Source organism: Cryobacterium flavum (assembly GCF_900103805.1).
Classification (GTDB): Bacteria; Actinomycetota; Actinomycetes; order Actinomycetales; family Microbacteriaceae; genus Cryobacterium; species Cryobacterium flavum.
The window spans coordinates 125,001-144,803 of record NZ_FNIB01000009.1 but is presented as its reverse complement, the minus strand read 5'-3'; the positions used below and the strand labels follow the sequence as shown (position 1 = coordinate 144,803).

General features: G+C 62.2%; 21 protein-coding genes. 10 read left to right on the top strand and 11 right to left on the bottom strand.

Annotated features, from left to right (window positions below; all coding sequences use genetic code 11):
- The 6 genes from BLS91_RS14395 to BLS91_RS14375 form a co-directional block, all read left to right on the top strand.
- A partial coding sequence (locus BLS91_RS14395) for an IS30 family transposase (protein ID WP_139165821.1) occupies window positions 1-311 on the top strand: 311 nt, incomplete at its 5' end.
- Between the two features lie 100 nt (window positions 312-411).
- Window positions 412-1,167: a hypothetical protein gene (locus BLS91_RS14390; protein ID WP_134505262.1), complete on the top strand. Its 756-nt coding sequence runs from the start codon at window positions 412-414 to the stop codon at window positions 1,165-1,167.
- Window positions 1,164-1,685: an RNA polymerase sigma factor gene (locus BLS91_RS14385; RefSeq protein ID WP_092341450.1), complete on the top strand. Its 522-nt coding sequence runs from the start codon at window positions 1,164-1,166 to the stop codon at window positions 1,683-1,685. Before BLS91_RS14390 ends, BLS91_RS14385 begins: the two co-directional genes overlap by 4 nt.
- Window positions 1,686-1,692: 7 nt before the next feature.
- Complete coding sequence (locus BLS91_RS14380) at window positions 1,693-2,268, top strand: hypothetical protein (protein ID WP_134505263.1); 576 nt, start codon at window positions 1,693-1,695, stop codon at window positions 2,266-2,268.
- 463 nt (window positions 2,269-2,731) lie between these two features.
- Window positions 2,732-3,088: a hypothetical protein gene (locus BLS91_RS19670; protein ID WP_134505264.1), complete on the top strand. Its 357-nt coding sequence runs from the start codon at window positions 2,732-2,734 to the stop codon at window positions 3,086-3,088.
- Window positions 3,089-3,208: 120 nt separating this feature from the next.
- Window positions 3,209-4,024 (top strand): acyl-CoA thioester hydrolase/BAAT C-terminal domain-containing protein, encoded by an 816-nt coding sequence (locus tag BLS91_RS14375; RefSeq protein WP_092341448.1) that lies wholly within the window; start codon window positions 3,209-3,211, stop codon window positions 4,022-4,024.
- 80 nt (window positions 4,025-4,104) lie between these two features.
- Here BLS91_RS14375 and BLS91_RS14370 read toward each other — a convergent pair whose 3' ends face one another.
- From BLS91_RS14370 to sucB, 4 genes are all read right to left on the bottom strand, one after another.
- On the bottom strand, window positions 4,105-5,229 hold the full coding sequence (locus tag BLS91_RS14370; RefSeq protein WP_092341447.1) for an epoxide hydrolase family protein: 1,125 nt from the start codon (window positions 5,227-5,229) through the stop codon (window positions 4,105-4,107).
- Between the two features lie 234 nt (window positions 5,230-5,463).
- A complete protein-coding gene (locus BLS91_RS21190) occupies window positions 5,464-5,979 on the bottom strand; it encodes a GNAT family N-acetyltransferase (RefSeq protein WP_369831281.1) in 516 nt (171 codons plus the stop codon).
- Window positions 5,980-5,999: 20 nt separating this feature from the next.
- Window positions 6,000-6,230 (bottom strand): hypothetical protein, encoded by a 231-nt coding sequence (locus BLS91_RS14360; protein WP_092341445.1) that lies wholly within the window; start codon window positions 6,228-6,230, stop codon window positions 6,000-6,002.
- Window positions 6,231-6,718: 488 nt separating this feature from the next.
- Window positions 6,719-8,113, bottom strand: coding sequence for a 2-oxoglutarate dehydrogenase, E2 component, dihydrolipoamide succinyltransferase (sucB, locus tag BLS91_RS14355; protein WP_276326812.1), 1,395 nt, complete (start codon window positions 8,111-8,113; stop codon window positions 6,719-6,721).
- Window positions 8,114-8,227: 114 nt separating this feature from the next.
- Here sucB and BLS91_RS14350 point away from each other — a divergent pair, with 114 nt between their 5' ends.
- The 4 genes from BLS91_RS14350 (at window position 8,228) to BLS91_RS14335 (ending at window position 13,089) form a co-directional block, all read left to right on the top strand.
- Entirely contained in the window at window positions 8,228-9,658 is a 1,431-nt protein-coding gene (locus BLS91_RS14350; RefSeq protein ID WP_092341443.1) for an MFS transporter, read from the top strand.
- Between the two features lie 39 nt (window positions 9,659-9,697).
- Window positions 9,698-10,195 carry a universal stress protein gene (locus BLS91_RS14345; protein WP_092341442.1) on the top strand — a complete coding sequence of 166 codons (498 nt, stop codon included), beginning with the start codon at window positions 9,698-9,700 and terminating at the stop codon, window positions 10,193-10,195.
- A 256-nt stretch (window positions 10,196-10,451) separates the two neighbouring features.
- Complete coding sequence (locus tag BLS91_RS14340; protein ID WP_092341441.1) at window positions 10,452-11,639, top strand: MFS transporter; 1,188 nt, start codon at window positions 10,452-10,454, stop codon at window positions 11,637-11,639.
- A gap of 916 nt (window positions 11,640-12,555) precedes the next feature.
- Window positions 12,556-13,089, top strand: a complete 534-nt coding sequence (locus BLS91_RS14335; protein ID WP_092341440.1) for a VOC family protein — start codon at window positions 12,556-12,558, stop codon at window positions 13,087-13,089.
- 107 nt (window positions 13,090-13,196) lie between these two features.
- Here the strand turns inward: BLS91_RS14335 and BLS91_RS14330 are convergent, their stop codons facing one another.
- From BLS91_RS14330 to BLS91_RS14300, 7 genes are all read right to left on the bottom strand, one after another.
- Window positions 13,197-13,508, bottom strand: a complete 312-nt coding sequence (locus BLS91_RS14330) for a metal-sensitive transcriptional regulator (RefSeq protein WP_092341439.1) — start codon at window positions 13,506-13,508, stop codon at window positions 13,197-13,199.
- A gap of 16 nt (window positions 13,509-13,524) precedes the next feature.
- Window positions 13,525-15,705, bottom strand: a complete 2,181-nt coding sequence (locus tag BLS91_RS14325) for a heavy metal translocating P-type ATPase (protein ID WP_420838507.1) — start codon at window positions 15,703-15,705, stop codon at window positions 13,525-13,527.
- Window positions 15,706-16,265: 560 nt separating this feature from the next.
- Window positions 16,266-16,406 carry a hypothetical protein gene (locus BLS91_RS20715; RefSeq protein WP_241983108.1) on the bottom strand — a complete coding sequence of 47 codons (141 nt, stop codon included), beginning with the start codon at window positions 16,404-16,406 and terminating at the stop codon, window positions 16,266-16,268.
- Window positions 16,407-16,432: 26 nt separating this feature from the next.
- Window positions 16,433-16,756, bottom strand: a complete 324-nt coding sequence (locus BLS91_RS14315; RefSeq protein ID WP_233197148.1) for an ArsR/SmtB family transcription factor — start codon at window positions 16,754-16,756, stop codon at window positions 16,433-16,435.
- A gap of 168 nt (window positions 16,757-16,924) precedes the next feature.
- A complete protein-coding gene (locus tag BLS91_RS14310; protein WP_092112347.1) occupies window positions 16,925-17,236 on the bottom strand; it encodes a metal-sensitive transcriptional regulator in 312 nt (103 codons plus the stop codon).
- A gap of 267 nt (window positions 17,237-17,503) precedes the next feature.
- Complete coding sequence (locus BLS91_RS14305) at window positions 17,504-18,994, bottom strand: MFS transporter (protein ID WP_092341436.1); 1,491 nt, start codon at window positions 18,992-18,994, stop codon at window positions 17,504-17,506.
- A gap of 326 nt (window positions 18,995-19,320) precedes the next feature.
- Window positions 19,321-19,761 (bottom strand): winged helix-turn-helix transcriptional regulator, encoded by a 441-nt coding sequence (locus BLS91_RS14300; RefSeq protein ID WP_255409956.1) that lies wholly within the window; start codon window positions 19,759-19,761, stop codon window positions 19,321-19,323.
- Window positions 19,762-19,803 lie beyond the last annotated feature (42 nt).

Below are 19,803 nucleotides of genomic sequence, written 5' to 3'. Positions count from 1 at the left end.
CTCTGACGTGGGACCAAGGAACCGAGCTGGCCCAGCACCGGCAGATCACGCTGGCCACCACGATAGCGATCTACTTCTGTGATCCACATTCGCCGTGGCAACGAGGCACCAACGAGAACACCAACGGGCTGCTGCGCCAATATTTCCCCAAAGGCACCGACTTATCCGTCCATTCGCCCGAGCGGCTACTCGAAGTCGCCACCGAACTCAACAATCGACCCCGCAAAACGCTCGGCGGCAGCACACCCGCTGAAGCCATGCAACGACTATTATCAGAGCCAGAAAAGCCCATCGTTGCGACGACCGGTTGAATCCGCCGTCCCCCTTGCGGGCAGCTCTCGCAGAACATCGACTCAAGAAGATGTTTCGGTCGATTTGTCACGTTATGGCCTTCCGCTCACATGAGTAGGTATGGACGAAATGACGGATGAGGTTGACGCACGCATTCGTGCGCTCGGGCAGTTGAGGGCGCACGCTGGGGCGCAGGAAGCCGCGTGGGCCTTGGTCGTGGCGCTTGAAGCACCAGAAAATCGACTGGCGGCGGCAAAGACACCTGCCCGGCAGCGGCGTGGGTTCACCCGACGTAGGTGGATCTGGACCGGGAGCCTCATTGCCCTGGCTGGCTTGGGGGTAGCGGTCCCGGCAGCCGCATTAAGCTCCTGGCTCGCGCGCACCGGCGAGTTTGGCGATCCCCAGACGAGTACCGAGGTGGACGAAACCGAGTGGATCTTGCTCGGTGCCGACGACGCACCCCAGGTGGTGGTCGAGGCGTACCCCAAATACCTGACCCTGCCGGATGGAGTTCCGGCAGAGGCAGCGATCGCCAACGTGTCCGGAATCTTCGACCGGCTCAACACCGAGTCCGCAGGACAAGGAATCTTCCAAGAAGGCTTGTTGACCCAAACGTATGAGGGTTTCGCGATCTGCGCGTGGACCGGAGATTGGCTCACCGCGCAAAACGCCTCCGATTCTGCGCGCGAGCAACTCGCCGTCGACTGGCTGAGCAACACCGACAACTTTCGAACAACTGTGGCCAGTGATGGCGGCGGCGTCACGGATCGCCTCCTGAGCTTTGCTGCGGGAGCGCGCGACGGCGACGTCACGTTGGTGGAGACTGCTTACACCGAGCAGAACTGCGACACGAGGCTGGGTGGGGAAGAACGATGAACTATGAATCCACGGCGGTCGCACTGTCGGAGGCCATTTCTGACGACGTGGAGAGCTTCATCCAGTCGATCGCGGATGAACTGCTCGGCTATTTCGCCCGCCGCGTCGTTCCGCACGAGGACGCCGCCGATTGCCTCTCAGAGACCCTGCTGGTCCTCTGGCAGCGCAGCGATCGGCTTCCCGCGGAGCACGGCGACCGGCGTGCGTGGAGTTACGGAATCGCCCACCGCGTCCTCGCGGCGCAGCGGAGAAATGGTTTGCGACAGCTCTCCTTGGCGACTCGACTGCGCGAAGAGCTGCAGTTTCGGCCACTGGCTTCTGAGTCCGATGACGATGAAGCGATCACTGCGCTTGCGTCGCTTTCCGCACGCGATCGAGAGCTGGTCACACTCGTGGTCTGGGAAGAGCTGACCATCGCGCAGGCGGCCACGGCCCTAGGCATCAAGGCAGAAGCGGCCCGGGCCCGATACTCCAGGGCACGCCGCAGCCTTCGCTTGCGCCTCAGCGCACCTGTCTAATACGCATATGTCAACCGCAGACACAAAGGCAGATGTGGCAGAGCCGCTCAGCCGTATAGGCTCGGAACGAGGTACTCAAATGGTGACAAACAGAACGACCCGGTTCGGCCTGATGGCCATAGCGTTTATCGGCGCCGCAACAGCACTGAGCGGATGTCAGGTCGCCTCAGCTGAAGAGACGGCCCTCGCTGACATATCCAGTCACCTCAATGAAATACGGGCCGCAGTCAACGACACTCTTGTCACCATTGCACCTGATGAGGTGTTCGGGTTGGACCCTGCTGTGGCCGATGACCTGCGCGGTCTGACCAACGCCGAACGACACACTATCGGTTATCCAGTCGTGGGCATATACGCTCTAGAACAGTCCGCTGACTACCTGGGTGTTGACCTCCTAGTTGTCGGCTCGGGTAACGAGGGCGGTTTTAGCAACGCAAATCGATCCTTTTACACCTGCGTGCTAATCGAGGGAGTACCCGGTGTGGGCGAAAGCAAACTCGTCGACAGAGACTGCCCTCAGGAAATCATCAGCGAGTATGTTTATAGCTATACGGCGGTGAAACTCAGCCAACTTGACGTCTAAGACGCGCATCCGCGATCACCGGCCAAAGGGTCCTTGGGGACAATGGTCATTGCTTCCGTACGGCAATCCCTCAATGAGACGAAATTTACCTTCCCGCTTGCGGTGGCAGCTGAAACTGCGAGCAGTCTCGCTGGCGGCACCGACTGCGTCTGGCCTGACCCGAACAGCAACAGCGTTGGCCCCTCTGGATCAGCCCAAGACGCGGGCAAAGCGATACGTCGATGTCAGTGTGTGTGGGGCCACCTGCAAGAGATGCGCGGTTGGACGCATAGACGCGACGCGACGCGAGCGGTGTGGTCGCGCACCGTCCCGTAAGACGTTCCCCTTCCGGGCCTCTCGGGTCCGAAGTCGACGCCAATGGCTTCACGCGATTGTGTGCCCGCTGAGCGTCCGGGTTACGGGCAGGACTGTATCGAGTTTTCACGAACTACGGGCCAGCGTAATTCCCCGTTACTCTGAGCGCATGACGACCAAAGCGGATGATCAGGCTAAAACGCGAGCTTTATGGCGGTCGACGGTGCCGGCTGCCGTGATCGGCGCCGTGTCTATTTTGTTGATCTGGTTAGCCCAATCGCTGCCCACTATTTGCCCAGCAATTTACCCCTCGCCGCCAAGCTGCGCTCCTGATGCCCGCTTGGGTTCAGCACTTCTCGGTACAGCCTTCCTCGTTGCCATGTTTGTTGCGCTCACGGTCACCGGCGCGGTACTTCAACCCAAACGCCGCGACAAAGCATTACGGGTTCTTTTGATCGTGTTTGTCGTGGCTGCCGTCGTCGCGCCTTTATGGACGCTCACCCGTTCCGGGTTCGCGCTCGGTTAACGTTCCTCTGTGACACGGCGTCGGCACACTCGGCCGCCAGCTGATTTGGCCCCAGATCTGTCGCGTTCGTCGTCCCTTTTGCGAACGCGCGTGGTTGGTGCACGCGAGAATGGATTTGTGATGCGAGTCGAGATTGCCCACCCCGAAGGGATCCGGTGGAACCCGGAATGCGAGACGGGCGACGGCGTACTTGTGCTTGCCGGGTCAAGCGGCCGTATCGATGGTCAACGCGCGCGCATATTCGCAGGTGAAGGGTGCGTAGCTGAGTCGATTCGGTGGTTCGGTGGCCCCGGTCAACACGACGGCCCTTGGGACATCCCTCTCGAGATGTTCCTGGGTCGCATTGACGTGCTTAAGAGGGACTGTGACCGCGTGTACGTGGTCGGAACGTCTTTTGGTGCTGAGGCCGCCCTCTTGTGTGGTGCCCACTCGGCCAGCGTTGACGGGGTGGTCGCGTTCGCCCCTTCCGATGTGGTGTGGGCCGGTTATGACGGCGCGCATGCCGAGACATCTCATTGGACGCTTACTGGCGCACGGCTTCCTTATGTGCCGTTCGACTGGCGACAGGACGTGAAGGAGAATCCGCCCCGATTCCGCCCGTTGTACGAGGGATCACGTCAAACATTCGCCGAACATATCCCGGCCGCCACGATCGCGGTGGAGGGCATCCGGAGTCTGATTCTCGTCGCCGGTGGCGACGACCAGGTGTGGCCGAGTGTGGCGCACGCCGAACGAATCCAGCGGCTGCGTGCCAGCCATGGGCTCACGACGACGATCGTCGCAGAACGGGAGGCCGGCCACCGGACTGTCTTACCGGGTGAGCCTGTAGTTACCGGCGGCATGACGATGCAACGCGGCGGTACAGAGGCCGCGGATCGACGCCTCGGTAGCCGCGCATGGGAAGTGATCACGGACTTGTTCGCTCTGTCGCGGTAGACGTTCCTCTTACGGGCCCTCTCCTGCTCTAAAGTCCCTCCGGCATCCGCACCAGTTGTGGCGCCCGTAAAGGGTCCGGCTTACGGGAACTTCGCGGTGAAGTGCGTCCGAACATCGTGCGCTAGCCGATCGGGTTCCTCGGCAGCGGCGAAATGGCCACCAGCAGCGGCGATTGACCATTGCTGGACGTTGTAGAGGCGCTCGTACCATTCGCGAGGCGGTGTCCCCGTAGGAGCGAACTCGTTTGCGAACACCGAGATGGCGGTCGGAACGCTCACGAAGTCTGTACTGGTCAGTTCCGTGCCGTGCCAGCGTGCATCGAAGTAGTCGCGCATTGATGGCGTGATCGAGTTTGTTGCCCAATAGAGCGTGAGGTTCGTGAGTAGGAAATCTGTCCCGAATTTCTCAAGGACGTCGCCGTCGCTGTCGCTCCAGGCTCGCCACTTCTCGATCAGCCACGCCGCGAGTCCAGCCGGCGAGTCGCTGAGCCCGTACCCGACAGTCTGAGGGCGAGTCGACTGGATAGAGCTGTATCCGCGCTCAGTAGCGTCCCACCCTTCCACGTGCTTGAGGTACGCCTTCTCTGCGGCGGAGAGAGGGCGGCTGCTCGCATCCAAGACAGGATGCATCTCCGGCGTGGTGATCATGATCCGGGTCGCCCGCTCAGGGGCAATGAGAGCGAGGTGGGTCGTCACCGCCGCGCCGAAGTCGCCGCCGATCGCTCCGAACTGCGAGTACCCGAGCTGCTCCATCATGTTGAGCCACAGTCCTGCCGTATAGGCGGCATCGATCCCAACCCGGCCCGGGCGTTCGGAGAAGCCATAACCGGGAAGCGACGGGATAAGCAGGTCGAAGTCTCGGGACAGGCGGTCCACAAGGGGCAGGAACTCGACGAAAGAGCTTGGCCAGCCGTGGGTGAGGATCAGTGGGGGCTTCCCGTTTCGAACGTGAATGAAATGCACCTTGGTGCCCGAGATTTCGGTCACGAAATGCGGGTAGCGGTTCAGTGCTCGCTCCTGCTCACGCCAGTCAAAACGCTCGGCCCACTCATCGACGAGCAATCGCAGGACGGTCCGATCCGTGCCCTGACTCCATGGAGCTCCAGGCGCCTCATCGGGCCAGCGCGTATTCCGCAGACGACTGCGCAGATCAGCAAGAACGTCATCAGGGACGTGGATGACAAAGGGTGTTGGGTTGTTGCTCATCCTCGAATGATGCCAGTTCGCGGTATCGATTGAGAACTGCCCCAGAATCGGACACCGGCAAGCGCGGTCGAACGCACGTTCGCGCCGGTCAGGGACCGTAAAGGGCCATGAAGCACGCGTAGAGTACGGGCCAGGAATTCGCCCCATAAGGGGTTCGGCTAACGGGCGCTCAGTCCATGCAAATCGAGGACGTATGCCTGGGTCGGGCGTCTCAACAGAGAATGCTGGAATGGTTCACCCAGCTGTCTCCATCCCATTTTCTCGTAGAGGTGCACCGCCGTCCGGTGATCGGCGAGTACGCGCTGTACGGATTGGTCGTAGCCACGTAGGGCTAGCTCGGTGGTGAGAACCATGAAAATTGGCACCGAGCCCGCGACCTTGTGCGTCTGGAGCGACGGCGAGGAGGCCGATCACCGGCGCGGCCGGCGGATCACGCACCAGACCACTGCCGGGCTTTGTGGCGAGCCCGAATCCGACGATTCCCGTGGCTGTGTCCTCGGCCACGATCCAACACTCTGAATCGTCGAATTTCGGTTGAGCTCGCTCAGCTGTCGGCACTTGACAAGCTCCGGCGGCAATCACCCCACGGATCTCCCCCTGCACGATCGCCCCTCGTGTTCCCGCAGCGCCTACTCGTGTCATCGCGACATCGCGTTCGAGCAGTGCGAAGACATCCTGGATCGCGGCATGATGTGCCCCGGCGATGAGTGTTTGCTTCCCGCCATCAGCAACTGCCCACAAGGTAGACACCGACTTCGGGGCGGAGAACGTCAGATCGAATCCCGCAACGGGGCGCTCGTCGACTTTGCCGTCTCTTCCACCTCAACCAACGCTGACTGCGCCGCGGCTTCTTCTGGAGTCAGATTCACCGGGATGCATGTGAAACGCCGCTCGACACGCTCGGCCGTGGTCGTGAACTTCGGGTAGAGGCGTTCGAGTTGTTCGCCAGTGTTCGGGTCCTGTCCGAAACCCATGAAACGGCGCAACTGCGTCTCATCCACCTCACTGCCACCTGAACGCTGCCGGGCAGTCCTTCCAGGCCTGATCCGGTCCAGGTGCCTGGCGGTGTCCCAAATTCAAGGAAATACCGTGAAAACGGTGACGCTGCATCCCGGACGCCGTCGCCTGCCACAACGGAGTTCAGCAAATACCGATAGTCCTGGACCACGGTTATAACTCTGATCAACACCGTCACACGCAACAGGTACGCTGATAACTCTCACCGCCGAGCGCTATGCCGAGCGGCGTCCTTTTCTCCGCTTAGCACCTCGTGAACAAACTCGACAGATCACGATTCGCATCACCAATGACAACCATGTTCAGCAAATACCGATAGTCATCCCCCGCACGCATCACCCACCTCGAACAGCCACAGACGAGGTGCTGAACTGCGGCGTGTGTGAGATTGCCCTCGCGACGGTCGAACAAGGACCGGCCTTGCTCCTCGCCATCTGGGCGCGGCCGATTGGCGACTGCACGAGACTTTCGACTAAATGCCGAGGTCCGGCTCGAACGCGCCCTCCTCGAGGCGCTCCTTGACCGCCATGAGGTACCGGGCGGCGTCGACGCCGTCGATGGTGCGGTGATCGTAGGACAACGCTAGGTACACCATCGAACGCACGGCGATCGCATCTGCCCCGCCAGCCGAGACGACCACCGCGCGCTTGACCACCGTGCCGGTGCCGAGGATCGCCGACTGGGGAAGGAAGACGACCGGGGTGTCGAAGAGCGCTCCGCGTGACCCCGTGTTCGTCAACGTGAACGTGCCACCCGCGAGCTCGTCGGGTTTCAGCTGGTTGTTGCGAGTGCGCTCCGCGAGGTCAGAAATCTGCGCGGTAAAGCCCGCAATGTCGAGCTCCGCGGAATCACGAATCACGGGGGCCATGAGTCCGCGCTCCGTGTCGACGGCGATGCTCATGTGCTCCTGCCCCGGGTAGACGATGCTGTCACCATCGACGGTGGAGTTGATGATCGGGTGGGCGCGGAGCACCTCGGCTGCGGCCATCGCAAAGAACGGCAGGAAGGAGAGTTTGTTGCCGGTCTTCAGAAGGAAGTCGGCCTTGACCTTGTCGCGAAGACGAGCGACCCGGGTCACGTCAACCTCAACCACGGTCGTGACCTGCGCCATCGACGTCATCGACACGACCGCACGTTCGGCGATCACCTTGCGCAGACGCGTCATCGGCACCGTGGTACCGCGCAACGGCGAGACTTCGAGCGGCTGACGGGTCGCGACAGGGGCGGCGAATGCTGCAGCCCCAGCGCCGGCCGAGATGACATCCTCCTTGCGGATACGACCGCTGACGACCGTTCCCGAGACGGCCGCAAGGTCGACGCCCTGTTCGTTCGTGAGCCTGCGCACGATCGACGTCACGGAACCGGCCGGCACGGTGAGCGAATCTCCCATCGGCGCGGCAGCAGGCGCAGCGGGAGCGACCTCAGCTACCGGTGTGGACTCCACCGGGGCTGCAGACACCACCTCGACAGGAACAATGGGGTCTGCAGCTGCGTGTGTTGCCGAAGCCTCCGGGGCTGCCAGAGCCTCCGGGGCTGCCAGAGCCTCCGGGGCTGCCGCAGGCTCTGCTGCTTCGAAGACAGCCGGAGCCTCGCCTGTACCGGAACCATCGCCGATCATTACGAGTGCGGTGCCGACCTCGACGGTCGCATCCTCTGGGACCAGGATCACCTCGATGACACCCGCGACGGGTGACGGGATCTCAGTGTCGACCTTGTCGGTCGAGACCTCCAGCAGCAGCTCATCGACCTCGACCCGGTCGCCGACATTCTTCAGCCAGCGGGTAACTGTGCCCTCCGTGACACTCTCTCCGAGTGCAGGGAGGCTGACGGATTCGCTCATGCGCTTGTCTCCTTCGCAGCGTGGGATCGCTTTCAAACTTGTTGCAGCTTCAGGAGAGCGCCAATCGCTTCCCCTACCCCCTACGGGTATAGACTACACCCCGACCGGGTACGCCGGCACAGCTTCTCAGGAGGAAAACCCATGTCTACCCACCCACCCATATCACCGGCAAAGCGGTGGCTCGGCCTCGTGCTGATCGCCACAGCGCAGTTCGTCGTCATCATGGACACCTCGATCATCGGTGTTGCTCTGCCCGATATTCAGCGAGATCTCGGCTTCACGCCAGAGTCCCTGTCATGGGTGTTCAATGCCTACGTGGTTGCCTTCGGTGGCCTCCTCCTGCTAGGAGGTCGCCTTTCTGATGCATTCGGCGCCCGCAAAATTTTCGTGCTCGGCTGGCTCGTCCTGATCGCGGGATCGGTGATGGCGGGAACCGCCAGCAACGTCGGGCTCGAGGTCGCTAGCCGCGCCATCCAAGGTGCCGGTTCCGCAATGATCGCGCCAGCGGCGCTGACCCTGCTGATGATGCTCTTTGGCGGCACCTCCGATCTGCCCAAGGCATTTGCCGTCTACGGCGCAGCGGCGCCAATCGGCGGCACGGCTGGCGTCTTCCTCGGCGGAGTGCTGACCGAGTATGCGAGCTGGCCGTGGGTGTTCTACGTCACTATTCCGATCGCGGTCTTCGTCCTCGCGTTCGCAGCAACGGCACTTCCCCGAACTGTCCGAAAGGCATCGGGGTCGATCGACATCGGCGGGGCCCTCACCGTGACAGTCGGGCTCGCCGCAGTTGTCTACGCCGTAGTGAATGCCCCGGAAGTCGGTTGGCTCACGTGGTCCACCCTCAGCGTGCTGGCCGCAGGCATCGTCCTGCTCGTGATCTTCTTCATTATCCAGGCGCGCAGCCGCAACCCGCTGCTACGCCTCAGCCTGCTTCGCGCACCCCTGCTCGGGGCCGCTAACAGTGCCCAGCTGATGTTGGGTGCGGCCTGGGTATCGATGTGGTTCTTCCTGAACCTGTATCTGCAGCAGGTGCTCGGCGCGAGCGCCTTCGCCGCCGGCGCCGCACTTCTCCCGATGACCGGTCTCGTCGTTATCGTCATGATCGCGTTGGCGCCTCGGTTGCAGGAGAGATTCGGCGCGAAATCGCTGATCGTCAGCGGCCTCCTTTTGCTGGCAGGAGGAATGGTATGGCTCGCCTTCGTTCGCCCCGACGGCAACTATGCGGTCGATGTTCTGCCCGCATCGCTCCTGGCTGCCCTCGGAATGTCACTCGCGTTCGTTCCCTCGCTCGGTACCGCCATCAACGCTGCACCGCCCGCCGAGACCGGTGTCGCCTCAGGACTCGTCAGCACCAGCTATCAGATCGGATCCGCGCTCGGCCTCGCCGTCCTCACGGCAATCGTCTACGGCATCGCCGGCACTGACGCCTCCAAGGTAGAGCTAACTCAGGGGTACTCTGCGGCCTTCATCGGCGCAGCAGTCCTCGCTCTACTCGGAGCAATCATCACCGCAATCGCGATGACGAAGCCACGGGCATCCGTTAGGGCATCCGACGCATCAATCTCGGTCTAACAACTACCCCAACGATTAATCACTAGGAAGGAAACACACATGTCCACTCCGAAACTACTCATCGCCTACGACGGTTCACCCAACGCGCAAAGTGCAATGCACACCGTCGCAGGCCTTTTTCCGGGCGCGACCGCGGTGCTGTTCTATGCCCGCCAACCACTGGAAGGCTTCGCAGCGCACTTGGAAGGCCATCCGGCACTGGAGAAGCTGCAGGGTCTCGACGCGGCAGCGCTCGACGTATCGGAACAGATCGCGGCCGACGGCGCGCAGCTGGCCCGCGACCTCGGCCTGATCGCCGAGCCTCTCATCTCCTCCACCATGGCCACCGCCTCCGAGGCCATCGTGGACACCGCCGAGGAACTGAACGTCGATCTGATCGTCCTCGGTTCCCGCGGCCGGCGCGGATTCAAAGCGACTTTGCTGGGGAGCACCTCGGCGAGCGTGCTTCACCATGCCACCCGCCCGACCCTCGTGATTCCGTCGGATGCTGTGGCAGCAGCTCGCCGCAATAGCCGGGTTGCAACGCCCGCTGAGTAGGAAATCGCCGACGGCGCTCGTGCCGGGTCTGTCAGGCAGAGATGCATGACGGATCCGGCAATCAAGGGCGTAGCACGCAGAGTCGACCGAACAGCGATCTCGCAATCAGGTTTCCTAGTTCCCGACGGTCTCTGGCACCGATCGTTCCTGGCAGGTGTCCCCCACCGAGATGGACGGGGTTGGCATGCGCTGAGCGTCGAGCCCCGACCGGTTTCCTCACGGTTCCAGCCGCCGCGTCAGTGAAAGAAGTACCGTTATGCCTCATGTGATTACCCGTCCCGGCTCTATCAGTGGCATGTGGATTGCCGTGCTCCTGGCACTGACACACGCGGCCAACGATGCTCTCACAGCGGTTCTCGGAGCATTGTTACCCACACTGGAAGTGAAGTTCTCGGCAAGCCCGATCCTCCTCGCGGTGTTGGTCGCGGTGTTCAGCATCAGCTCGTCGGCGCCTCAGCCGGTATTGGGATCCGTCGCTGACCGTGTCGGGCTGCGCCAGATCGCCGCAATCGGTGTCGCCCTCGCCGCCATCACTTTGAGCCTTATCGGGGTGGCCCCGACAGTGCTCGTACTCATCCTTCTACTTCTGCTTGGCGGGCTCGGTTCCGCCGCATTGCACCCGATCTCGACAAGCATCGTCGGCGGCGCGGCGTCGAAGAATCCGAGCCTGGCCGTGGGACTGTTCACCGCAGGAGGAATGGTCGGCTTCGCTATCGGCCCGGTCCTGATTCTCTATCTGATTTCGCAATTCGGCATTCACATGACCCCTTGGCTGATGGTTCCCGGTCTCATACTCGCCGTGTTGGTTTACCTGCTGCTGCCCGATTTCGAACCTCATGCCATTCGGCGCACCCGGCTCCGACTCGTCAAGTCCGCATTCAACCGGCAAACGATCTTCCTCACCCTCGCATCAACCTTGATCAACCTGGCGTTTCTCACCTATACCAGCGCCGTTCCACTATGGCTGGTCAACGAACACCGCATCGAAACGAATGCCCCTCTTCTTGGCTGGACGCTTGCCGCCTTTTCCATCGCAGCGGCGCTGGGCGCAGTGGCGGGCGGTGTGATGTCACCACGCATCGGTGGCATCACCACGACGGTCGCCTCGTTGCTTGCTGCCACCGCTGCGTTCTTGGTCGTTCTCCTACTCCCGGCGGGAGGCGGCACGTTGATCGCTGGAGCGGTTGCCGGGTTCATGTTGTATGCGAGTCAACCGCTGCTCATCGTGGCTGCGCAGACGCTGAACCCGAACGCTCCGACGGCCGCTGCCGGGGTAGTCATCGGAATCGGCAGCGGTCTGGCCGGCCTGCTCTACATCGGCTCTGGGATCCTCCAAGGAATGATTGGCCTCATTCCCGCCATGCAACTCAACTTCCTCCTTCTCATCCCGGCCGCATTGATCGCCACACGAGGGCTAAGAGTCGCCACCGACAAGAGTCGATAGCAGTCCATCGCTCCCGGTTCTACGTTGAAAAGAAGTGGTGGGCTTCGCGCACTCAAAGAGTGATCCTTCTGCAGGAGTAGTCAACGTACTTTAGCCCGGCCGTGGAGCATGCTGCCGCAGGGCCGAGAGACAATTGGACTGCGCAGACGCCCAACGATCCCGTAAAAAGCGCTCACGCAGAAGCCTCGTGGCACCGTCACCCTCGCGGCCGAATGGTTGGTTGTAATTGCAGTCATCCGCCTCACCCTGGATTGATCCGACTCTCTCCCCCATGAAGGCACAACCATCCACCTTCGCTACCTCGTCATCGCCGCGGCGGCGATCATGATCGCCATGCTCGCTTCGGTATCCGCAATCATCAACGTCCCAGAAAGTTCCTGGTCTGAGACGAAAATAATGGCAAAGAACAACGCATCTCGTTCGAAACTCGAGACCTTTCTATACCATGCAATGGCCCGCAAGCCAAAAGGCCACGCAGCGCCTTGACAGGCTCTCAGACTTTGCAAAGGATTGCTGCATAGGAACCGGCGTTCTCGAGACGTTCCAAGCGCTGCTCGACCAGTGGGCCGACGTCATCGTTGCCAACGATGCAGCCCGGATCAGGTCATGTGCGGAACCTGATTGGGCAATCGTTGCCCCTAAAAGCGGACCGGGGCCTTGCGCCACTTCTCGTAGTCGTCAAGTCCGGGGATCTGACCCATTCCGCGATGGCCTTCGAAGTGCTCGAAGCGAGGGTCACGGGGAAGTCGCTGTGGTGCTCGCCCACGGCACTAGCGAAGGTCGTTGGCAAGGGACACCGTTCACCGCCGACGAGTACGTGACCAAAGTTTTCATATAACGGCCACACGGCTGGCGTCGCACATTTTCCGCTCTGACCCCGAATTATGCCTCAGCGCACTCACAGGCAAAAAGCTCCATGAACGCAGTCAACCCTTACCTGCTCTACGAAGATGTAGCATCGGCGCTGGTGTTCCTTTCCCGCGCCTTCGGCTTCGGCTTCGGCTTCGGCTTCACCGAGACACTGCGCCACGACGACCCATCCGGGTCCATCAGTCACGCCGAGATGCGCCGTGGTAACGGCACCATCATGCTCGGCGACCCCGGCCCGTCCTATCGCAGCCCGAAACACGTCAGAGCCACCACCGTCCAGATCCACGTGCAGGTCGACGACGTCGATGCCGCTTACGCGCGGGCACGCGCCGCCGGCGCGGTGATCACGAGCGAGCTCGAAGACCACGCTGACGGGGAGAGGCGATTCTCGGTAACGGATCCAGAAGTGCACGTCTGGACTTCGGCCACCCATTTCGTGACGTTCCAGTGTCGCAATGGCACACAGAACGAGCGTACGGGCCGGAGCTTTGCGGAGCAGAAAGCCCCGATGTGCCGTGCTGCGGCACAGTCCTCGTTGCCCTGCCCTGCCCCGCCCTGCCCTGCCCTGCCCTGCCGATGATAAGGGAGCTGTTGATGGACGGCCCGTTCGAGTCGCGGCTCGAGTTCGGGCTGGATACGCTGCTGCATCGCGCGAAGCACCAGGACGGCTGACCGCCCGTTTGCCGGTCAGGACCGGACGAGGCGGGCGATCGCGGCGCTGGCCTCTTTGATCTTCACTTCCGCATCGGGGCCGTCCATGCGGACGGCGTCGAGCACGCAGTGCTTGAGGTGGTCATCGAGTAGCCCCAAGCCAACAGCCTGCAGGGCGCTGGTGAGCGCGCTGATCTGCGTGAGGATGTCGATGCAGTATTTCTCCTCATCGACCATCCGAGAGATTCCTCGAGCCTGTCCTTCGATCCGACGGAGCCGCTGAAGATACTTGTCCTTGTCCGTGATGTACCCGTGCGGGTGTACTTGTGTGAGGGGCATTGTGGTCATTTTCAGTTCCTTCGTTCTAGCGGCCCAGGATGGCCCGGGTGCTTGCTTCGGGGCCGAGATCGATGCGGCGCAAAAGCTGCGCGTTGAGAGCGACCACGACCGTGGACAACGACATCAGGATCGCCCCCACCGACATCGGCAAGACGAAACCAATCGGTGCGAGCACTCCCGCGGCCAGCGGCACGGACAAGAGGTTGTATCCGGCGGCCCACCACAGGTTCTGCTTCATCTTGCGGTACGTGGCGCGGGACAGCTCGATCACTGACAACACCGAGCGCGGGTCAGAGCTGGCGAGGATGACTCCGGCAGAAGCAATCGCGACGTCCGTACCCGCGCCGATCGCGATGCCAACATCGGCCTTTGCGAGGGCGGGAGCGTCGTTGACGCCGTCACCGACCATCGCCACTTTCTTGCCTTCCTTCTGCAGCTCCTCGATCTTGGCGGACTTGTCCTCGGGACGGACGCCGGCAAAGACGCGGTCGATACCAAGTTCGGCGCCGACCGCGTCCGCCACGGCCTGCGCGTCACCGGTGATCATGACCACCTCGACGCCGAGCTTGTGGAGGGCGTCGACGGCGTCGTGGGATTCGGGCCGGATCTCGTCGGCGAGCTTGAGGCCGCCGATGACAGCACCATCCTGGACGACGTGGAGAATGATCGCTCCCTCGTCTCGCCACTGGTCGGCGTGAACGATCTCCGACGCACCGACCTCGTCGAGCAACTTCGGTCCACCTACACGAACCTCTCGTCCGCCCACTGTCGCTGTGACACCGACCGCGGGGGAAGACGAAAACCCTGACGCCGTCGGCAGCGAAAGCTTCTTGTCGTGAGCGGCGCGCACGATCGCTTTGGCCAAGGGATGCTCGCTGTCGGATTCGGCGGCTGCGGCGATCGCGAGCACCTGGTCCGCGTCCAGGTCGCACGCCGGCTGCACGGCGGTGACGGTGGGTTCGCCCTTGGTGAGCGTGCCGGTCTTGTCGAAGAGGACCGCGTTGACCGTGCGCATGCTCTCCAGCGCAAGACGATCCTTCACCAGAACGCCGCCACGCGCGGCGCGCTCAGTCGCGATCGATACCACCAGCGGGATCGCCAGCCCCAGCGCATGCGGGCAAGCGATCACCAGAACGGTGATGCTGCGCACAACCGCAGCATCGAAGTTGCCCACAAGCGTCCAGACGGCGATCGTGATGACGGCGGCGATGAGTGCAAACCAGAACAGCAGACCCGCGGCGCGATCGGCGATCCGCTGCGCACGGGAGGAGGAGTTCTGCGCCTCGGTTACCAGCCGCTGAATGCCCGCCAGGGCGGTATCGTCACCGACGGCTGTGATCTCCACCCGCAGGCTCGAGTCCGTCGCGACGGTGCCCGAGGTCACGGTGTCCCCGATACCACGGCCCACAGGGCGAGACTCGCCGGTGATCATGGACTCGTCCATCGCGGCACTGCCGTCGACGATCGTGCCGTCCGCCGGAACGCTGCCGCCAGGCCGCACGACGACGACGTCACCAACCCGCAGCTCAGCAGGAGCGACCTTCACGATCAGGTCACCCTCCACGCGTTCAGCCTCGTCGGGCAGCAACGCGGCTAGGGAGTCGAGGGCGGAGGTGGTCTGCGCAAGGGAACGCATCTCGACCCAGTGACCGAGCAGCATTATGACGATCAGCAGTGCCAGCTCCCACCAGAACTCCAGTTCGTGGTCCAACAGCCCCAGGGTCGCACCCCACGAGGCCAGGAACGCCACCGTGATCGCGAGGCCGATCAGCAGCATCATGCCGGGCTTGCGGCCCTTGACCTCGCTGACCGCGCCGGTAAGAAATGGCCACCCACCCCACACATACATGACGGTGCCGAGGAGGGGGGCGATGAACGTCGCCCACCCGGGGACGTCGTAACCAAGGATCATCGCGAACATGGGCGACAACGTCACCACCGGGACGGCGATGATCAGGTTGATCCAGAACAGCCGACGAAACTGCCCCACGTGGTCACCGTGACCGCCATGACCCGCTCCGTGTTCGCCGTGACCGGAATGCCCCAGTGGGGTCTCGTGATCGGAGGGCCCCGCCTGCCCACCATGAGCGGAGTGATTCGAATGCTCCCCACGGCCGGAACCTGTCATAGGAGTTTCGTGTCCTTCATGCTTCTCACGGGTGAGATCGGAAACATGGTGCGCATCGTGGTCTGGTGGCATCGGCATACCACTAGGGTATACCCCGTTAGGGTATAAAGGCTAGGTGGTGTCCTCTGAAGGAGCCGAGCAGGTATTGTGAAGCCAAACCGAGACCGCGGCGAGCTCAGGTTTCGCACCGTTGCAACTCTGGGCTCGCCACAAGGTATAGCGACGTTTGGTTGCAGTCTCTCGATACTTGCCCTGCACCTCAGTCATGCCCGCCCGGCGTGAGCCCTGCGAGGAGGTTGAACGCTCCCGTGAGGATGTTGAGTGCGACAATGCCGACGACATTGGCAATCTCACGGTCGCTGTAGTCCTGGGCACGGATGCTGTTGACCTGCTTGTCGGTGATCGACGTCGGCTCTTAATATACCTGGAGGCCAAGGGCAATGATTGCAGCCAGGAGGCATCGGCAGACGACCCTTTCTGCGCCAGCTCGATCTCCTCCTCACTGATGCCGAGCGAGCGGCGACGATGTGCGACTGCAGTCACAGGCCGCATCCCTGTTGAGCCTGAACGGCGATCGAGATGCGTTCGCTGATCTTACGATCGAGCTTGGCAGGCCTCATGGAACGACTGAGTTGCAGCTAGCCACCGAATACGGCTGGCGAGTGCGCCATCGTTGACACCATGGCGCCGACCTGACCGTGCCGGTCCACTAGCTCGCCGAGCAGATCGCGCGAGGCTCCTACAGCGGTCGCAGGCGTGAGGCGGGGAAGGCGGGGCATGGTGACTCCTTTACACTTCGAACAGTCTAGGGCGAGGGACGGGTATCGGGTTCGGTCGGAACGGCGTGCTGGGCCTGGAGGACGCCGTTGATCGCGAGGTCCGCTACATGCTCGTTGGCTAGGCAATAGAAGACCCTCAACCCGTGGTTACGCTCGGCGACGATGCCTGCCGCGCTCGGCCGCGCAAGCTGGCGAGCCACGATGCGAGGGGATCCGTCGACGATGTCGGCGAGATGATTCGCTGACATTTCCGTCTCCCGCAACGCGAGAATGATTTTCATCCGGACCGGATTGGCAAGCTCAGCGACGACGTCGACGGCGGGTAGAAGGTAGACAATATCGTACGTCACGGCACCATGAGCATCTGCGTGCATCCCTCCACTAAACCCCTCACCGGTACCGGGTAACAAGCGGCGATGCCGTGAGCATATACGTATAGAGGAGGCGAGAGGAGCTGCGCCTGGGTTATCAGCGGGTGCGCTTGGCGTCTCTCGTACCGAAGTGACGACAGGTGTTGATTAGGAGCGGACGAGTCGACGGATCGCGTCGCTGGCTTCCTTGATCTTTGTCGCAGCTTCGTCCTCACCGAGCTTCGCCGCGTCGAGGACGCAGTGCGAGAGGTGGTCATCGAGCAGGCCGAGTGCGACGACCTGCAGCGCACTGGTGAGGGCGCTGATCTGGGTGAGGATGTCTATGCAGTATTTCTCCTCGTTGATCATCTTGGAGATGCCGCGGGCTTGCCCCTCGATACGCCCCATTCGCTTGAGATATTGGTCCTTGTCGCTGATATAGCCGTGTGGCTGTGTGGATGGCTCGGATGACGGTGACATCGTACGTTCCTTAGGTTCTCGCGGTTCAAGATAGGGCAGGGTGCGTGTGGCGAAGTTGAGATTACCCCGGTCGGCAGTGGAGCGCGTCCTAACCGTTGATAGGCTACAGGCCCCGTCTGCCTGCTGAGTCTGATCGTGCCCACTGGTCTGTCACTGTCTAGTATTTTGGAGCAGTGCGCCTGGACTATGAGCCTTTCTGTCGATATCGAACAGGGCCGTCCCGCCTGACTGTGACGGGACGGCCCTGTGAGTTTCAGCGAACGCTGCTCAGTGGTGGTGATGGGCTTCGTGTCCGGTCGGGACGGGGCCATGATGCGCTGCGGTGTCGCCGTGGTCGTGCGCTACGCCTGCTGACCCAGCCTCGTGGTCATGGGCGTGGCCGAGATCGTGCGACGCAGCGCTCGTGCGACGGTCGAGTAGCGCCCAGGTGACCACCGCAATGATCAGCCCGGTCGTGGTGATCAGCCCGCCGATCCAGTTCACCGATGCCAAGCCCAGTCCACCGTCGATGGCTGCGCCACCGAGGGTGATTCCGATAGCGCTGCCGAGGGTGAATGCCGAGATGTTCGCGGCGGACGCCACGTCCGGTGCGTGACCGGCGGCGTTCATGACCCGCAGTTGAAGGGGTGCGACGACGGAGAACGCGGTCACCCCGAAGACGAAGGTCATGATCACTGCGGTGATCGGGTTCTGAATGGCGAAGGTCATCGCGAAGAGCGCTACCGCCAGAGCTGCGAGCGTGCCGAGCACTGTCGGCATGATTGCCTTGTCGGCGAGCTTACCACCAAGAGCGTTTCCGACGAACAGGCCCGCTCCGAACAGCAGCAAGAGCGGGGTGACCCATGCCGCGTCGAATCCGGTGACCTCAGTGTACTGAGGTGCGAGGTAGACGAAGCTAGTGAACACACCGCCGTAACCGAGCAGTGTGGTCAGCAGCGCTCCCCACACAGCAGGCCGGGTGAGGGCGGTGAGCTGCTCTCGCAGGGTGGGTCCATGGCCGCCACCACCGAGGTGCGCGAGGGCGTGGGCGTCAAGTCCCTCGAACTCGCTTCCGGGTGCCGGCACGGCGTGGTCGTGGTCCTCCGCAGCAGCAGGAATGTCGACGTGCTCGACGCGCCCATGCCCTCCTGCGGATTCGTGGGCGTGCGCATCGACCTGTTCATGAGAGTGGTGTTGCACGTCGGACGAGAGCACCTCATGCTTCGTGGTTCGCGGCAGCGAGGTGAGCAGTCCGATCAGTGCGATCCCTCCGAAGACGACCAGGGTCCAGAAGGTGAACCGCCATCCGAAGGCCTGACCGACTGCGGCACCGAGCGGAGCGCCGAGCACCGTAGATGCCGTAAGCCCGGAGAAGACGATCGCTACCGCCCGCCCCTTCCGCTTCGCGTCGACAAGTTCCGCTGCGAAGACGGCCGCAATTCCGAGGAACGCACCATGGGCTGTGGCAGAGACCACCCGTCCGGCCATGATCAGCTCGTAGCTGGGGCCCAGCGCCGACAGCGTGTTGCCGAGGAGGAACACTGCAGTCGTCAGCAGCAACATGGACCGCCGTCCGAACCTGGTACCGATCGCTGTAAACACGGGCGCACCGATCGCCACGCCGAGCGCGTACATGCTCTCCAGCGCGCCGACCTGCCCGTACGTGACGTTGAGGTCTTCGGAAATCTCTCTAACGACTCCGGCGACGATGAACTCATCGGCTCCCATTGCGAATGCACCAATGACCATTGCCCAAATCGCTAATGGCAACTTTTTCATTTTTGCAGCTCCTTCCCGTTGCGGTTCGTGGTGCTCGGGTCGATCTGTATCGGCTCGTCACGCCATGCACGCTGCAACCAAGTACCCCCCTGGGGTATTCCCGATGCGACGCGATCTTCTTCTGCCGGGTCCTACCAAGTCGCTGGGCGCAGCGCTAGTAGCCTGCGCCAGCAGCTCACTGGAGAATTCGTCCGAATGATTCGAAGGAATGCCACTCATGGAGCGCCCCGAAGTCGAAGGCGCTATCGCGCCAAGTCATATGCCCCTGTGATCGACCGGCTTACGGGCGCTCGTCTGATTGGAACTCGTGCCGAGCGTTGTTCCGGTCATTCTGCAGGCTGGACGTGTGTGTTGTCGCTCGTCAGTGGCGTGCCGTCAAAGGACATCGGCACGAACTCCGGTATGCGAGCGTCATTGTCGTCTACCAGCACCGAATGATCTTCTCCAGCGACAAACGCGTGACGTTCGCCCCACTGTCGCAGCGTGACAATGACGGAAAAGAGGTCTTTGCCTGCGTCGGTGAGTTTGTAGAGCTTGCGTTTGCCCGATGGCGCATCGACTTGTTCGAGTAGTCCGTATGTGGTGAGTTTGCGGAGTCGGTCAGCGAGGATGTTGCGGGCGATGCCAGTCCGCTGCTGGAAATCGGTGAACGAGCGGGCGCGATCCATCGCGTCACGGATGACTAGCAGGCTCCACCGATCGCCGACCAGGTCAACTGTGCGAGCGACTGGGCATCTCGGGTCTGTCCACGCGATGTTCGCAGTCATATCGTGTCCCATCACGCCTCCATTGAGTTGCAGAATGCAATC

What these genes read in the sequence shown, in the direction of transcription:
- BLS91_RS14370 (WP_092341447.1), bottom strand. Translation starts at nt 5,229, where the DNA reads ATGAGCAACAACCCAACACCCTTTGTCATCCACGTCCCTGATGACGTT.
- BLS91_RS14380 (WP_134505263.1), top strand. Translation starts at nt 1,693, where the DNA reads ATGTCAACCGCAGACACAAAGGCAGATGTGGCAGAGCCGCTCAGCCGT.
- BLS91_RS14325 (WP_420838507.1), bottom strand. Translation starts at nt 15,705, where the DNA reads ATGCCGATGCCACCAGACCACGATGCGCACCATGTTTCCGATCTCACC.
- BLS91_RS14330 (WP_092341439.1), bottom strand. Translation starts at nt 13,508, where the DNA reads ATGACCACAATGCCCCTCACACAAGTACACCCGCACGGGTACATCACG.
- BLS91_RS14340 (WP_092341441.1), top strand. Translation starts at nt 10,452, where the DNA reads ATGCCTCATGTGATTACCCGTCCCGGCTCTATCAGTGGCATGTGGATT.
- BLS91_RS14310 (WP_092112347.1), bottom strand. Translation starts at nt 17,236, where the DNA reads ATGTCACCGTCATCCGAGCCATCCACACAGCCACACGGCTATATCAGC.
- BLS91_RS20715 (WP_241983108.1), bottom strand. Translation starts at nt 16,406, where the DNA reads ATGCCCCGCCTTCCCCGCCTCACGCCTGCGACCGCTGTAGGAGCCTCG.
- BLS91_RS14305 (WP_092341436.1), bottom strand. Translation starts at nt 18,994, where the DNA reads ATGAAAAAGTTGCCATTAGCGATTTGGGCAATGGTCATTGGTGCATTC.
- BLS91_RS14385 (WP_092341450.1), top strand. Translation starts at nt 1,164, where the DNA reads ATGAACTATGAATCCACGGCGGTCGCACTGTCGGAGGCCATTTCTGAC.
- BLS91_RS14375 (WP_092341448.1), top strand. Translation starts at nt 3,209, where the DNA reads ATGCGAGTCGAGATTGCCCACCCCGAAGGGATCCGGTGGAACCCGGAA.
- BLS91_RS19670 (WP_134505264.1), top strand. Translation starts at nt 2,732, where the DNA reads ATGACGACCAAAGCGGATGATCAGGCTAAAACGCGAGCTTTATGGCGG.
- BLS91_RS14350 (WP_092341443.1), top strand. Translation starts at nt 8,228, where the DNA reads ATGTCTACCCACCCACCCATATCACCGGCAAAGCGGTGGCTCGGCCTC.
- BLS91_RS14300 (WP_255409956.1), bottom strand. Translation starts at nt 19,761, where the DNA reads ATGACTGCGAACATCGCGTGGACAGACCCGAGATGCCCAGTCGCTCGC.
- BLS91_RS14390 (WP_134505262.1), top strand. Translation starts at nt 412, where the DNA reads ATGGACGAAATGACGGATGAGGTTGACGCACGCATTCGTGCGCTCGGG.
- BLS91_RS14345 (WP_092341442.1), top strand. Translation starts at nt 9,698, where the DNA reads ATGTCCACTCCGAAACTACTCATCGCCTACGACGGTTCACCCAACGCG.
- BLS91_RS14335 (WP_092341440.1), top strand. Translation starts at nt 12,556, where the DNA reads ATGAACGCAGTCAACCCTTACCTGCTCTACGAAGATGTAGCATCGGCG.